This is a genomic window from Mediterraneibacter butyricigenes (assembly GCF_003574295.1).
In the GTDB taxonomy this organism is placed as follows: Bacteria; Bacillota; Clostridia; order Lachnospirales; family Lachnospiraceae; genus Mediterraneibacter_A; species Mediterraneibacter_A butyricigenes.
This window is the reverse complement of record NZ_BHGK01000001.1, coordinates 2,289,544-2,305,008: the sequence shown is the minus strand read 5'-3', so window position 1 is coordinate 2,305,008 and position 15,465 is coordinate 2,289,544. Positions and strand designations below refer to the sequence as shown.

Annotated in this window: 15 protein-coding genes and 1 pseudogene; 5 read left to right on the top strand and 11 right to left on the bottom strand. The window is 37.8% G+C overall.

Annotation, left to right across the window (positions count from 1 at the left end; translation table 11 throughout):
• Positions 1-73: 73 nt before the first annotated feature.
• The 4 genes from KGMB01110_RS11345 to KGMB01110_RS11330 all read right to left on the bottom strand — a co-directional run bounded on the left by KGMB01110_RS11345 (position 74) and on the right by KGMB01110_RS11330 (position 4,447).
• Positions 74-1,240, bottom strand: a complete 1,167-nt coding sequence (locus KGMB01110_RS11345; RefSeq protein WP_008790768.1) for an XRE family transcriptional regulator — start codon at positions 1,238-1,240, stop codon at positions 74-76.
• Between the two features lie 362 nt (positions 1,241-1,602).
• Complete coding sequence (locus tag KGMB01110_RS11340; protein WP_002303421.1) at positions 1,603-2,133, bottom strand: dihydrofolate reductase family protein; 531 nt, start codon at positions 2,131-2,133, stop codon at positions 1,603-1,605.
• Between the two features lie 302 nt (positions 2,134-2,435).
• On the bottom strand, positions 2,436-3,731 hold the full coding sequence (locus KGMB01110_RS11335) for a tyrosine-type recombinase/integrase (RefSeq protein WP_009265517.1): 1,296 nt from the start codon (positions 3,729-3,731) through the stop codon (positions 2,436-2,438).
• A gap of 86 nt (positions 3,732-3,817) precedes the next feature.
• Positions 3,818-4,447: a helix-turn-helix domain-containing protein gene (locus tag KGMB01110_RS11330; RefSeq protein WP_009265518.1), complete on the bottom strand. Its 630-nt coding sequence runs from the start codon at positions 4,445-4,447 to the stop codon at positions 3,818-3,820.
• Positions 4,448-4,618: 171 nt separating this feature from the next.
• Here KGMB01110_RS11330 and KGMB01110_RS11325 point away from each other — a divergent pair, with 171 nt between their 5' ends.
• The 5 genes from KGMB01110_RS11325 (at position 4,619) to KGMB01110_RS11305 (ending at position 8,039) form a co-directional block, all read left to right on the top strand.
• Positions 4,619-4,849 (top strand): helix-turn-helix domain-containing protein, encoded by a 231-nt coding sequence (locus KGMB01110_RS11325; RefSeq protein WP_008704241.1) that lies wholly within the window; start codon positions 4,619-4,621, stop codon positions 4,847-4,849.
• Positions 4,850-4,989: 140 nt separating this feature from the next.
• Positions 4,990-5,304, top strand: coding sequence for a hypothetical protein (locus KGMB01110_RS11320; RefSeq protein WP_055152287.1), 315 nt, complete (start codon positions 4,990-4,992; stop codon positions 5,302-5,304).
• Entirely contained in the window at positions 5,304-5,663 is a 360-nt protein-coding gene (locus KGMB01110_RS11315) for a hypothetical protein (protein WP_015515801.1), read from the top strand. Before KGMB01110_RS11320 ends, KGMB01110_RS11315 begins: the two co-directional genes overlap by 1 nt.
• A complete protein-coding gene (locus tag KGMB01110_RS11310; RefSeq protein WP_119298419.1) occupies positions 5,633-7,354 on the top strand; it encodes a MobA/MobL family protein in 1,722 nt (573 codons plus the stop codon). The genes KGMB01110_RS11315 and KGMB01110_RS11310 overlap by 31 nt, the downstream gene beginning before the upstream one ends.
• Entirely contained in the window at positions 7,332-8,039 is a 708-nt protein-coding gene (locus KGMB01110_RS11305; protein WP_008394183.1) for a DUF6040 family protein, read from the top strand. The genes KGMB01110_RS11310 and KGMB01110_RS11305 overlap by 23 nt, the downstream gene beginning before the upstream one ends.
• A gap of 195 nt (positions 8,040-8,234) precedes the next feature.
• On the opposite strand, the gene KGMB01110_RS11300 is transcribed toward KGMB01110_RS11305, so the two are convergent.
• The 7 genes and pseudogenes from KGMB01110_RS11300 to dfrF all read right to left on the bottom strand — a co-directional run bounded on the left by KGMB01110_RS11300 (position 8,235) and on the right by dfrF (position 15,160).
• Positions 8,235-10,562, bottom strand: a complete 2,328-nt coding sequence (locus KGMB01110_RS11300) for an ABC transporter permease (RefSeq protein WP_119298416.1) — start codon at positions 10,560-10,562, stop codon at positions 8,235-8,237.
• A 14-nt stretch (positions 10,563-10,576) separates the two neighbouring features.
• Positions 10,577-11,242 (bottom strand): ABC transporter ATP-binding protein, encoded by a 666-nt coding sequence (locus KGMB01110_RS11295; RefSeq protein ID WP_006859033.1) that lies wholly within the window; start codon positions 11,240-11,242, stop codon positions 10,577-10,579.
• A gap of 151 nt (positions 11,243-11,393) precedes the next feature.
• On the bottom strand, positions 11,394-12,425 hold the full coding sequence (locus KGMB01110_RS11290) for a sensor histidine kinase (RefSeq protein WP_006859034.1): 1,032 nt from the start codon (positions 12,423-12,425) through the stop codon (positions 11,394-11,396).
• Positions 12,422-13,111 (bottom strand): response regulator transcription factor, encoded by a 690-nt coding sequence (locus KGMB01110_RS11285; RefSeq protein ID WP_198411024.1) that lies wholly within the window; start codon positions 13,109-13,111, stop codon positions 12,422-12,424. The genes KGMB01110_RS11290 and KGMB01110_RS11285 overlap by 4 nt, the downstream gene beginning before the upstream one ends.
• A 249-nt stretch (positions 13,112-13,360) precedes the next feature.
• Positions 13,361-13,600 (bottom strand): DUF6061 family protein, encoded by a 240-nt coding sequence (locus tag KGMB01110_RS11280; RefSeq protein ID WP_006859036.1) that lies wholly within the window; start codon positions 13,598-13,600, stop codon positions 13,361-13,363.
• Between the two features lie 303 nt (positions 13,601-13,903).
• On the bottom strand, positions 13,904-14,560 hold the full coding sequence (locus KGMB01110_RS11275; protein WP_002303420.1) for a hypothetical protein: 657 nt from the start codon (positions 14,558-14,560) through the stop codon (positions 13,904-13,906).
• A 104-nt stretch (positions 14,561-14,664) separates the two neighbouring features.
• Positions 14,665-15,160 (bottom strand): annotated as a pseudogene (gene dfrF, locus KGMB01110_RS11270) (trimethoprim-resistant dihydrofolate reductase DfrF).
• Positions 15,161-15,465: the final 305 nt, after the last annotated feature.

The window sequence follows — 15,465 nt, the reverse complement described above, 5'->3', positions numbered from 1 at the left end:
AAAAGTCAGATTTCCTTTCCTCGCACCATATCTGTACGCAAGTAGCCGTTTTGTTGCAGATTTTTTAAAGAAATTAAAAAATACCGTCATTCCCTTGAGGAACAGTGGTATCTTTCTCAATCATATTTGCTATGTCTGTTGTCATTTGTTTAATTTTTAATTCCTGCTTTTCTGTTAGTTTTGTATGTCTGTCGATTTCTTCCAGATAATTTGCTCCTGTTTTCTTTTCAATCTCTTTTATCATCAATAAAGAGGGCATGACCTGTCTTTCTAACCAGCGTTTTGTTTTATCCATATTGACAGCAACAGGCGTCATAATAAAAGGAAGTGAGGTAGTTACATTATCCAAAAATATATCCCATAAAATATAATCGGGAAAATCTATCTGTGTGAGGATAAGGCTTGCTATGGTCTGTTCGGGATTTCTTGAAAAAACAAGTTGTTCTATCGTTTGTCCTGCTTTTTCATTTTTTAGCCGAATTTCAAAGCGGTTCTTAATGTCTGTTTTTATGCCTTTGCTTTTTTGTTCCTTTTCTTTTTCATACAGGCAAAAGTAAATAGAACTATTCTTTGAACCGATATAAAAAGTTTTTGCAGTATCTCCATGTGTACCCGATAATTTCCCGCTGTCTACTGCTTCATGGGTTCTTGAACGTTTCCATACCTTGTTGGCATAATAGCGTTCCCTTAGAATTTCTATATCCAGCAATCCGCCCATATCATTGACCGCTAAATCTATGCGTTTAAAAACACCTTGACAATCTATACAACAGCTTAAAAAGGAATACCAGTCTATCCCTCTTGCCTGTAAAACATATTCCAAGTTCCGACACCCCATACCTCTTAATTCCAATAAAACACCCATAGAACTATCTTTAGAAACATTTACACTAATATCCCCATAGACATACTGTTCTTCATAGCCATACATTCCGTAATCTTCATGAATAAAATATTCGCTCTTCATTGCCAGTACATTTTTTATAATTTCCAATGCGTCTGTGGTGGGAAAACGAACACGCAGGTAGTCAATCGTTAAAGTGAAAGGCTGAGTACAATTACAATAATCAAGATAATGTAAAAGTATATGCTTCATTTCTTTACCGGCTTTTGTTTTTCCGTTTTCAATTTCATTTAAGTTCTGCCTGCTGATTTGTAGTTCCTGTGCCAGTCGTGATTGCGAATAATCACAGGCTTTTCTCTTTTGCTTTAATGTTTCAATAAATTTCATATCATTCATGCTTTATTCCTCCAATCAAAAAAGGCATATACTCATAGGAGCATACACCTTGTATCTTATAATTATTTGCTATTGATATGCTGTTTTAGACCTGTCGGGTAGAAAGAATAGGGTGTGAAGTGAAATAAGTTCTTATAACCTTATAAATCGTTGCATATCAGCAGTTTTGTATTTGTTTTTGCTCTTGTCTTTTGTAAGAGTACCCCCCTGTTAGATAACGGGGGCTTTGAACGGCTCGCAAGCTCGCCGAACCGCCGAAGCGAACCGCCCCCTTGCAAGCATGGCGGAAAAATCTTAAGGATTTTCCCGCCAACGTGGTCGGATCGCTCCGTCGGTTTAACAGCTTTTCTGTTTCTCTCTAGTTATCTACGCATATAAATCAAATCGGTTATTCCGTTATAAGTCTGTGTTTTACAAAGCCTTAACTTTATTTCCCTGTCTATGTTGCCCAAAAGACGAACCCCATTTCCTAACAGAGTAGGAATAACAGAAATGTAATATTTATCAATCATATTTTTGCTTACCAACTGCTGAACAAGATTTGCTCCGCCACAAATCCAAATATCCTTTCCTGCTTCTTGTTTTAGCCGTTCCAATAATAAAACAGGATTTTCACTTGTAAAATGAATTTGTTGGGAAGAATTGCACTCTTTATGTGTTAATACATAAGTTGTAAATTTATTATATACCCATTCTTGCGGAGAAAGTTCAGTAACAACCTGATGAGAAGTATTCCACCCCATTAAGACAGTATCTATATCTTTGGTAAATTCTGTATAAGTGTCGATGTTTTCATTGTCATTTCCATGACCATTTAGCCAAGCTACTCCACCATTACCGTCCGCAATATATCCGTCAAGGCTCATGGCAATAAATAAAACTACTTTTCTCATTTTTTCTCTTTTATAAATACAAACAGGAATTTATTTCTCTTTTTTACTCATAAGGGAACAACTGATTGCTACAAATAAACCCATTAAAATCCATGGAAATGCTGCTCTTATAAAATCACTAACCATACTTTATTCCTCCTTAAATTCCAATTTCCTTAGTTCTACAAACTGAAATTTATATAATTATCTCTCTAACTTTCCCCATTTTATAGGCTTTCCCGCCTGTCCATTAGTGAAATGATATGTAGTTTCCCTTATTTTTACCCTTATGAGATAATCACAAGGGAAATAAGGGAATTTTTTTAATCATTGCCTACCACTTTATCAAGAAGCCTAACTGATTTTCGTTTAGCATCTCTTGTGGAGTGAGCATAGACATTCATTGTGGTACTTACATCTGAGTGTCCTAACAGTTCCTGCACATCTTTTGGGGCAGCTCCATTTGCTAAAAGGTTGCTTGTATAGGTGTGACGTAACTGGTGGAAATGAAAGCCTTCAAATCCCTCTAATGTTTTTGCCACCTTTCTGCAAACAGTCCCCAAAGTAGTTGGAAGTTCCAGACAACCATCCGGTCTTAAACAGACGAAAGAAATTTCTTTATAATCTGCCGGGACTTCCTCTGTTCTGTCTAAGCAATAATATTCGTAGTACACTCTGTTTTTCTCTTTGACCGCTTTGTAGTAGTTCGTGTGATAAAGTTCTCCGTACTGCATTCGATTTTTTAACTGCTCTTTCCGGGCATTACGGAAAATCTCTACCAGCGTATCTCCAAAATCAACAATCCTCACTTTTTTCCGCTTGGTTGGTCCGATGATATATTTGCGCTTTGAGCCATCGTATCGGATGCTACGTCTTATGGTAAGGCATTGTTCTTCCAGATTTACGTCCTGCCACGCCAAACCGCAGGCTTCTCCAATACGAAGCCCGGCATAATAGGCTATCTGGATTGGAAGTATTGCGGCTGGGTTCTTTTTTTTCAGATAAGCAAGCAATCTTTCATAATCTTCTCGTGAAATTGGTTGGATATTTCCGTCCATGTCCTCGTCTGAAAACAAATCAACTTCATCCGTCTGATACCGCAGTTTAATATACTGCATGGGATTAAACGTAATATACTGTTTTGGAAATACTGCAAAGCGGAAGGACTGCTGCATGACTGCGGAAAAAGAATGGATGTAATCTTTGCTGTAACCCTTTCTCTCTTTTCCGTCGGGATGAACTCCCCCGAAGGAAAGCAAATCAAAAAAGGATTGCAAATGCTCAGAGGTTACATTTTTTAATTTCCGTTCTGCCAGCGGATGTTTCTTAATATTTCGGATTGTTCCGAGGTAATTCTCCACAGTACCATTGCTGAGCGTACCTGTTTTTAATTCCTCCTCTGCCCACACATCCAAAAGTTGTCCGACTGTGAGATTTTCCGCTTTGGCAACAAATTTCTTTTTCTCATAATCATCCATTGCCTGACGGAGCAGTTTTTCAGTTTCACTTTTGCTTTCTGTTCCAACGCATTCTTTCTGAACAAGATTGCCGCTTGCGTCCTCTACATAGAAGCGGTAGTACCATTTCTTTCCTTTTTTTCTTACAGATCCTTTTGCCATAATCGTATGTCTCCTTTCGATATTAGACAATCGGAACTGATGAAATGCTTCGTGCGTGTAAGTATATCATAACTCCGGCTGTCTTACTATACCGATTCGGAATCTTCGTATAAGACTTCTGATAAAAGATTTGCAAGCCTTTGCTCTGCTGTTTTGGGTTTCTTGGAATAGAGCCTTACGATGTCTGCCATCTCATTAAAAGCATTGATGGTGTGAGTGATTTCCCTTAAGAACATAATCTCATTATATTCATCATTCGATTCAAACCCTATTGTTTTGGCAATATCCGTCTGACCATCATTCCCCTTAAAGTTTTTGCAGGCGAACTGAAAGGAATCCAAAAACAGACCATATTGTTTTAACATCAGCAGTAATAAATCTTTTGAAAAAGCATCTTCTTCTTTGGTAAGGGCAAGTGGTAACTGTTCCAGAATATCTCCCATCGCATCACGAATCTGTAATTCTCTCTTATCCGTAATATCGGTTTCATATTCATCTGTTTCCCCTTTGAGCCATTCCACAGATACATGGAGTGCTTCCGAAAGACCTTCCAACACCATTTTTTTCGTATTGTCAATCGAACCATTCTCATAACGCAGGATTGTAGAAGCGGTAACACCCATCTTTTCTGCGACATAAGGCTGTGTCAGATTCAATTCCAGACGGCGCTGTTTTACTCTGCTCCCTATCAGCTTGCGTAATTCTTTATCTTTCATGCTGACTGCCTCCTTTTTCGGTATGTATGAATTATAGCATTGTTTTTCTGAAATTGCAATATGCAATATAAAGTTTATTTTTGACATTTCGTAACGCTTGACAAAAAGATGTGAAAAGGATATACTTACATCACAAGAATTGCATAATGCAATTTGTAAGGAGGTGATTATATGACGCAAAGAAAAATTGCATTATCCATCGAAGAAGCTGCTGACTATACGGGAATCGGCAGAAACACCTTAAGACAGCTTGTAGAATGGAAGAAACTTCCAGTATTAAAGGTTGGTCGCAAAGTCCTGATTAAAACCGATATTCTGGAAATGTTTATGGAAGCTAATGAAGGTCGTGATTTGAGGGATAGAGGAAATGTAAAAGCTGTAACAAGAACTGTGGCAAATTAAAAAGGCGGCTTCCAAAGAAACCGCCAAAGGTTCTATCAGACCAAAGCCATGATATACCTACACGCAAGAAGATTATACCATGTGCTTCTTCTGATACGCAACCGAGAACTTATGTTTGCAAAAGAAAGGAGAATGTAATAATGGCAAAATCAACAAAAAGTTATGAAGAACGAATGCTTGAAATGGAAAAAAAGGAACAGGAAAGCCTTGAAAAAGCAAAACGATATGCAGCACAGAAGAAAGAACTTCTGAAACGAAAGAAAACCGAGGAAAGTAAAAAACGAACCCATAGGCTCTGTCAGATTGGCGGTGCGGTGGAATCCGTTCTTGGTGCTCCTATTGAGGAAGAAGACATCCCAAAGCTGATTGTTTTTCTGAAAAGGCAGGAAGCCAATGGGAGATTTTTCTCAAAAGCAATGCAGAAAGAAACCAATACCGATATGGAGGAAGTGTAATGGCAGAGGGGATGAGTTTTTCATTCCCTTCATTGCTTTTTCATGAAGGGCGCACTTATGGACAACCAGAGGTCGTCCCAATAAGTTTGCCACAAGTGTCAACCGGTCTGCGCTCACGCTTGCCGGGCTCGTTCCGTCGGCGGGGCTTTCAGCCAGACCTGCTCATGCCGCAGGAGGCACTCTTCGCCAGAGAGGCGCATTCCATGCAGGCTGCTATGCGCAGGGCACTCTTACGCAGAGGGAGTTCCGGCAATGCTGCTTTTTCTAAAACTGAAAGCAATGTTGCCGGAAATCTATGCCGGATACGTCAGAAAGGAGGAATCCAGACATGGCGATTTTTCATTACACAATCAAAATAGTCGGACGAAGTAAAGGGAAATCTGTTATCTCCGCTTCCGCATATCTCAATGGGGATGTGATGAAAAACGAGGAAACAGGGAGAATCAGTTATTACACTTCTAAAAAAGAAGTGGTCTACACCCGGCTGATGATGTGCGAAAACGCACCTCCTGAATGGCAGATAGTACCAGAAGAAAATATAAAACGCTTTCAAAAATCTGTCCGATACAAAAGGTCAGAAGATAAAGAAGCTGCTTTAAAAAAATTCAAAATCACATTTCAGAAACAGAGGTTATGGAATGAGGTATTGAAGATTGAAAAAAATGCAGATGCCCAACTTGGCAGGTCATTTGAATTTGCCCTCCCCAAAGAATGGAGCAGACAGGAACAAATTCAATATACAACCGACTATATCCAAAAAACTTTTGTAGATAGAGGAATGTGCGCTGATTGGAGTATCCACGACAAAGGGGATGGCAACCCCCATGTCCATCTGCTTCTAACTATGCGTCCTTTTAACCCGGATCATTCTTGGGGAAAGAAAGAAGTCAAGGATTGGGATTTTGTCAGAGATAAAAACGGAAATATCGTGATTGATGAATCCCATCCGAACTGGTGGCAGGATAAGAAAAACCCTGACCGTCATGGAATCCGTATCCCTGTATTAGACGAAAACGGAATTCAGAAGATTGGAGCAAGAAACCGCCTGCAATGGAAACGGGTGCTGACCGATGCTACTGGATGGAACAATCCAAAAAATTGTGAACTGTGGCGGAGTGAATGGGCAAAGGTATGTAATGAACATCTGCCTTTGCATAATCAAGTTGATCATCGTTCTTATGAAAAGCAGGGAAAACTCCAGATTCCTACCATCCATGAAGGAGCTGACGCAAGAAAGATTGAACAAAAGTTTTTTGCCGGGCAGGAAATAAAAGTCTCGTGGAAAGTAGCGGAAAATCAAATCATAAAACAACAAAACACGTTATTGCAAAAGATACTAAACACCTTTGGGAAAGTATCGGGTGCATTATCATTATGGAAGGAGCGATTAAATGACATTAGAAGAAAGCCGGGAAATTATACCCTTAATGGAATCCATGATTGGTCAAATCGAAGAACAGCAGAACCTAATGGCAGAAATGATTCTGGAAATGCAGAACCGGGACACTCAACTCTCTCTTATGCAAAAACAGAATCAGAAATTACAAAAATTAAACAACGAGTTATCCGAGCTGCTCAACATTTTGCCAAATACCGAGGAACTGCTTTCCAAGATGGAAGAACAGAAAACGAAGATAGAGCTTTTGGAAAACGAAAATCAGCAATGGCAGAAATTGGCACAGAAGCTGAACAGCGAAAACAGTTTATTACTGAAACAGAACACCGAATTGCTGAACTGGAACAGCAGATAGAGAAAGGACGTGATATAGATGAACGAATCCAGAGAATCAAAGAACGCCGAACAGTTGGAAGAACTTCTGCTCTTGACCGAGGAGATACAAGAAGAACTAGAACAGAAAGAACAGCTTATCGTGGAACTGAAGACGCAGCTCAGCGAATCTCTGACCTTGAACGAGAAATTAAACAAAGAGAACAGAGCCGGGAATATTCAAGCATTAAAGAACGACTTGAAGCTGGCAGACAGAGCATTGCGGATCGAGAAAGAGAAGTTGCGAAGCGCAAACGTCATGATAGAGGAATGTCAAGATAAAATATGCTATTTAACACAGGAACGGGATTATGCCCGGACACATCAGAAAATCGTAGAAATACCGGTAGAAAAGCCGGTACTCTATGAAAAATGTGAAGCCTGTAACCGGACAGCCTATCAGAATGCAAAAGCAAAATACGAAACACAAAAAGAGCGACTTGCAGGACAGTATAAAGCAAAAACGGTAATGTTCCAAACAACCTTGTTCCTTCTTGCATGGTATTCGTTGACAACCACTCTTTTTCAAGCAGTACAGTCAGATATGTTCCTTGTCGATTGTAAATCATTCTTCAATGATTTAGCATCATTCATACAAACCTTTGTCGGATGGACGATTGATGCCGGGCATTCTGCGGCACAGATTAGTACAAAAATTCCAAATGCTTTTATAGCCGGAATGGTATATTGGTTATTGCTAATATTGATTGTAGGAATATGTATGGCAGGAACAGGGATGCTGGCGATACTGATAGAAATAAAGGTTATAGAATTATATAAGAAAAACTGTTGGGATGTTATTACTCTACTAATGATACTGACAAGTGTTGCTATTGTCATTTATTTTGGAGAATCAATCAAAAAAGTACTGTCAGTAAATCTTCTATTGCTTTTCGTACTTTCGCAGGGCGCATATGTTGGAATTAGATGTTATCTTAAAGTTTGGTTAGAAAAAAGACCATATTAGTATTTTCAACTTACTGTATAGACAGTAAAATTACTCCATACCAGCCTAGTGAAAATTTACTGTATGAAAAGAAGTATTACAGAGAAAAAAGGCTGTAAAAACAGGAACAGCCAGCCCGAAAGAATTTACGGACTGGCTGTATCAGCAGAGTAATGTAATTGTGGAGCTGACCGAGATATGAAAAGCTTTCTATCATCAATTTCGCATTATTGCAATAACAGATTGCTTCTTCCATGAATGAATAAGCAATATTGTCATCAAACTTTCAAGCATAAACATAGCAACAGCAAAAAAAGTAAAAGCAACAACCGGAAATACAAATCCCGTAGACATGCCTGCATTTTTCAAAAATATACCGATTGCATATCCGCCGGGGATTCCAACAACAGCAGTTATAAGCAATGCAATCAAAGTAGTAAAAAGACCTTCCATCATAAATGCTTGCTTCAACTGCTTATTTGTCATACCAATAGATTTTAGTGTGCCCATTTCCTGTTTCTGTGATAAAAGATTTGTCACAGTAAGATTGATTTGATTGATGACCGCAAATATCCACAAGATGGCTGCAATCGCATAAGCTAATGTAAAACCTGCACGATTGTCTGATTGGTGTTCTACAATAAAATCTTGAAGGGTTTGTAAGCGAACATCCCTATTGTCAGAAACGAGTAATTTGAGTTCTTGCTCGATTATCTCCTGATATTCAGCTTCTGCTTGTATTTCGATTGCGTATGTACAGTCATAACCTGCAAGTTCTTTGAGCATATTTTCCGGCATTCTGAAAATATAGCCACCCATTCCATCATTGCTGGAAGTGATTGCACCAATTTTGAATGCTTTTGTTATTGTTTTACCACTATGATTTTTGAAATTAAAGGTCACAGTATCCCCAATTTGAGGTTTCCAATGGTAAACATCATAAATACGTTCGGGATCACTTACAACTAATTCTGTATCATCAGTAATATTTCCAGACAAAACCGCTGCATTTAGCGACGCCAAATCCTTTTCATTATAGCCGAGCATCAAGGTGCTATCTGAAATATCATTGTCTGTTGAGAAATCAACTGGTACGGTAGCATAAGTAAATATATTGCTAACTCCCTCTATATCTCCAACACGCTTTACATAATCAGAAAAATATTCTTTCTGCAAGAGAGCATCCAAATTTTCACTTTCGTTTTCTAAATCAATGCTGATTTTGAAATCTCCGTACTTCATATCCCAATAACGAGCCATACTCTCGGCATTAAAAGAACTCTGATAACTTGCTGCAAGGAAAAATATAACTCCGCACAGTCCCAATGATAAAATGGTCAATAGAGATTTTTTTCTGTTTCTGGAAAAGCTGATTTTCGCTAAATATACAGGCGTAATACGATGTCTTTTGTGAGTGCGGTAATTTACAATTCCCACTGGATTTTTCAGGGCGGAAATTGGAGAAGTATTCGCTGCAATTTTTGCTGGTTTACGAACACTAATATAAACAAGCAGTATTCCAAAAAGGCATGCGCCACATAGAGAAACAATAAATGCAAATACTGACCAGCCTTTTGATTGCAGACAATAGCTGATGATCGTTCCCATGATACTACCAATTAAAATCCCCGGAACTGCAAGCATATAACCCTGTTTAAGAACTATTTTATAAATTTGCTTTTTACTTGCCCCTATTGTCCGAAGCTGTCCGAACTCAGCAACTTTTTGTCCAACCGAAATATAGAAAATGCTGTAAATTACAAGTGCGGCAGCTAAAAACAAAATGGCAGCAACTACACCATATACCGCATAATTACTGAAGGACAAAGTTGTATTTACATAATCATAGTAACTGCTGACTGTCCAATTATTCAGTCCAGTCTCCTCTGAAATTTGAGATAATATTTCTGTTGCTTCGTCTTTTGTAAGGGTATCTGCATTTTCAAGCCAAACATATCCATTAAGCAGGTTATTTCCACGTAATTCCCGGCATTTTTCAAGTGAAACAAAAACAGGATAAGCGTTAGAAGTTTTATCATGATAAATACCAACAATAGTATAATTCTTCAAAGTACCATCCAGATTCAACTGAACTATGGCGTTGATTTCCGGAGACTTATTTTCACTGGCAAAAAAGGCATCTGTAACAGCAATTTCACTTGCTTTCTCTGGATATTTTCCGTCAAAGGCAGGAATCAAACTAAGCATGTCATCATCATAATAAATCAGAGACAGTTCTTTAGAATTTTCTTTCACTGTTTTGATATTACAGGAAAGTCCTACACTTTTTACTTCTTCGTTTGCTAACAACTTTTCTTTACTGTCCTGCGTAATGTCAAAGAAAATCCCTTGATGTAATCCTTCGATTTCTTTCTGATTTTGATAAATGATATTTTGCACTGTGAGCAACGACATCATTATCATAGCAACGGCTACAATAATTGCCGAAAGGCAAAATAAGTTTTTCTTCTTATCAAAACGCACACTTTTTCGTGCTAATTTTTTAATTACTGCACTGGTATCATTTTCAAAAGGATAATTCATAATTCCCACCTCCTTTAGCCAACAATTTTACCATCTTCAATCCGTACAATGCGGTCTGCGAGTTGAGCGATCTCGTTGTTGTGAGTAATCATTACAATGGTCTGATTAAATTCTCCGCTGGTATGCTTCAAAAGCCCTAACACATCTGCACTGGTCTTGCTATCAAGATTTCCGGTCGGTTCATCAGCAAGGATAATCGCAGGCTTCGTAATTAAAGCTCGTGCAATCGCTACACGTTGCTGTTGACCGCCTGAAAGATTGTTCGGCATATTTTCCAGTTTATCTTCTAAAGCCAACATATACACAACTTCGTCCATAAATTTCTGGTCTACTGTATCGCCATCCAGTTCCACAGGCAGGACGATATTTTCATATACATTCAAAATCGGAACCAGATTATAATTTTGGAAGATAAATCCGATGTTACGACGGCGGAAAATTGTCAATTCATCATCATTCTTTTTTGCGAGTTCTTCTCCCCGTACAATCACGCTGCCGGAAGTGGGGGTATCAAGTCCTCCCATCATGTGAAGCAATGTAGACTTACCGCTGCCGGAAGTTCCAACTACGGCAACAAATTCTCCCTGTTCCACAGTAAAATTTACACCATTAAGGGCACGAGTAATATTTGGTTCTGTGCCGTAATACTTCTTTAAGTCGATTGTTTGTAAAATGCTCATATTCAAATGCTCCTTTCAAGGCTTTCTATCTGTTGATAAAGCCATTGTAAACCACAAATGTTACACAAATGTCCGAGATAGAAAAAATTTTTATCGAAAATCAGAGTGAAATGTTACAACGCTCGGACATTTCAAAAAAAGTGGTTATATCTTACCTTACAGGAAGCATAATAGAAAATTCTGAGCCTTGCCTCAGCTCTGAAACAACCTTGATATAGCCCCCTTGCCTTGTTACAATCTCACGAGCCAAATACAAACCTATTCCCACACCCTGTTGATCGTGTACTTCTTCCTCACGATAGAAGCGCCGGAAGATGGCAGCCTGATTGCTTTCTGAAATGCCCTTGCCGGTGTCGGTCACTTTGACCTCTACGTACATTTCCCACTGAACCACTGATACAGAAATCTTTCCACCTGACGGAGTGTATTTTACTGCATTGTCCAGCAGATTGAAAAGGGCTTCGCTTGTCCACTTGCTGTCATGGGAGATTATCAAATTTTCCGGGCAATCCACGGATACAGCAATTTCTTTTTTCTCTGCGGCATATACAATACTGCTCATGGCTTGTGCAAGCGTATGGAATAAGCTGCTGTCTTTCTTTTCTAATCGTATTGCTCCGGTTTCCAACCGGGACGTTTTAACCAGTGCTTGGAACAGAAAATCCAGTTTATCAGTCTGACTACGTATGCCTTGTAAAAAGTCCATCCGTTCTTCTTCTGAAACAGGCTTTGTTAAAAGTGTGTCCGTTACCATTTGCAAATTGCTGACAGGCGTTTTAACTTGATGTGAAATATCAGAAATCAGCATTTGAAGCTCCTGTCGTTCCATGTCTACCTTGTGCCGGTTTTTCTGCATAATCTCATACAACCGAATTAAGCGGTGGTTGATACGGGCAAAAAGAGTTTCACTATCATTTGACTTTTGTAATTCCTCGTTTCCATCAATCATGTTGTCCAGCGTCCGGCACAAATTAGAAGTAAAATGAGAAAGGCGTTTTCCAAAAATCAGCACCAATAGCCAAATCCAGAAAAACGCACAGAGTGTCAATGTTCCACCCACTATAAAAATTCGTATATCCTGCATTATACCGCCGAAAATACCGGTAATTACCAGCATAGAGAAAACCATGCCAGCACTAACCAGTCTACAAATTTTCTTAGCAGAAAGGTTATTCAGATTCATTTCTTTTCGCCTCCTGTCCATTGATACCCCATACCATAAACCGTTTTGATATATGTGTCGCCATCCGCTTCAATCTTACTGCGAATACGGCTGATAGAAGTAGTAAGGGTATGTTCATCTACATATTTTTCATCAACATCCCACAGTTTTTCTAAAAATTGTTGGCGAGTAAGTACCTGCTTCGGATTTTTAAGAAATAGGTTCAACATTTTATATTCCATCGCAGAAAGTGCTAATGGTTTCCCGTTCAAACTTGCAAATTGTTCCGAAAAATCCAGAAACAAGCTACCATCCTCGTAAATATCCTTAGCTGGTTTGTGATGCTCCAACATAGCGAACATGGCTTTGATTTTTCGCTGCAAAGCACTAATCGAAAAAGGTTTCGTGATATAATCCACTGCACCAGCTTCATATCCCCGTATCTGATTGCTTTCCTGATCGTTGGCAGTTAGAAATATAACTACTGTATCAGGATGCTCTGGCTTGATAAGACGGCATAGGTCATAACCATTTCCGTCTGGTAAATTTATATCCAGCAATACCAAATCAAAAATGTTTGTTTTTAATGATTCAGCGGCTGTCCTTGCATTCAGAACAGAAATTATTGTGTAACCGTCCAATTCCAAATTATAAGTAAGCGTTTTATTCAAAAGATTATCATCTTCGACAATTAAAATATGCTTCATATTATCACTTCCTTTTCTTTTTGCAGATAGTATAACAGGCAAATGTCCGAGAATTGTTACAAGGACAAATATATTTTTCATTTTACAGCTTTTTTCTGTGTACTGCAATTTTATAAAAGAAAGGACAGCAGTGTCAAATTGCTGTCCTTTCTTTTATCATAGCTGGTAGTGTATAAGCGTGGGTTCATCATATCGGGTGTGGTATCTTTAACTACAGGAAACTCCCTACAACACTATCTCACTTCTTGCTTAATAAAGTTCTAATGAATCTTCTGTATCCACCCACATCTGTAAATTGCCATCAAGATATAATCTTGCATATTCCAAAGGCTCATCCACAGCCAATGAAGTAAGCGCACATTCTGATCCATATGTGGTTTTTAAATTTTTTTCAGCTTCCCAGCAATCAATGCGAAGCATATATCCAGCACTTGTGTAAACATCAATACTATCGTGGTTTATATTATATTCTGCATAAATTGTTCTCATCGTATCTTATCTCCATTTTCTTTTGATAATCAGTTACAGAGTTAAATATCGAAAACATTTCAATCAGTTCACCATGTCGTTATTGTTATATGTTATATTGTGTTATGAAATTTTCTTTCCCTTAATTTTTCCCATATTAAGGTTCATGAAAAGCAATGGGAAAATGTAACACAAGGGAAAGAGTAAGGGAAAGTTCACTTGCTACAAACTTAGTATTTTCAAGGGTTTGCGAAGAATTTGATAATCAAATATAACAGTTATTAAATTTCCTAAAATATGTGAAATATCAACTGGAATTTTTGCCTATGAATGTATCTTGTTCTTTATACGCAAACAGGCTTCTGTGTGCATAATCCAATGTCTTGAAAACGGCATTTGAATTAGTCCACAAATATCTTTATTACACCAATAATCAATCAGCCAAATTGCTTTTTCATTGTCGTTTACTACATTCAACGATTCTAAGTATCCTTTTCTTTCTTTCGGTATTTTTCTTTTCAATTCATCATAAGATAACCGTTCAAGCATTTTCTCAGTGCTTTCCCATACTTCGAAAATATATAAATATAATTCTTCCAGATTAAGCTGTTTTGAAAAGTCTGCAATCTGCTGTTTCATGAGTTCATTTCCTGTTGTAATGATAGGTGAATTGATACGCTCTTGATAATTGCCTGCAAAAAATACTTGTTCATCTTCATTTATCACTGTATGCACAACTATATCTTCAATGCGGAAAATATGCCAAATAGAATAAGCAATCGTCTTACTATGATAACCATCAGCGTTTATGAAGGGGATTGAGTTAAAATCTTCTCTGCATAATTCTTCTTTGAAAGATACTAAGGTTTGTATTAACTGACTTCGTAAAGTAAGTAAAGTATCAATACCCCTCTTATAAGTATCTTTCTTTTTTATTTGTGCCTGCATTGTTTTATTAAGTTCAGACCATTCCTTATTCATATTCAATCCTCTCTCAAATTCTGATTTTATCGCCCCATACAAACTGGAATTTGTCTTACAACAATTTATATATGCATAAAAAGCAATATATTTATGAAAACACCCTAAATCCAAAATTTACTCAATTCATTTTTTCCTTACATAAAATGTTCTCGTATATTTCACTTCCTCACCAAGTGTTTCCCCTATCAAAACTTCAAAATCATTGATATCAAATTCTGGAAAGAATGTATCTCCATCTTCAATATTTAAATCTACTTCTGTGATATACATTTTATCTACTATTTGCAAAGCTTCCTTAAATAGTCCATATCCACCAGATATGTATACATCTCGTCCTTTAGCCAATAATAATGCATCTTCTAATGATTTAACTGAAACTAAATTATCTCCTTGATACTCTGTTGTGGTGGAAACAACAATATTCATTCTATTAGGCAACGGATGACCGATTTCTTCATAAGACTTTCGCCCCATAATAACCACATTACCCGTTGTTAACTCTCTAAATTGCTTTTGTTCTCCCTTTATTTTCCATGGTATATTACCATTCTTGCCTATAACATTATTCTTTGACCTCGCAACAATCAAACCTATCATCTATTTCATCCTCCATAATATGATGTCGTACCTGTGATTCCATCAAGTGCACCACATCTTAACAAACTCAAAATTATCTCGAACTAACCAGCTCGACAAATTCCTTTTTTGTCTTCATCTGCATTATATCATATTGTTATAAGCATTGCCATTTCTTTTCTGCTTTTGAAAAGTTACTTATCAGCCTATGTTTTGTAAAGGGTGATATTCAGCATTTCTCACGCAACAAGCCCTTGACAAACCATAGACTAATAAGTTTTAAGGTAATCAAGCAGAAATGAAATAGTCTGCTGTTTCACGGCAAC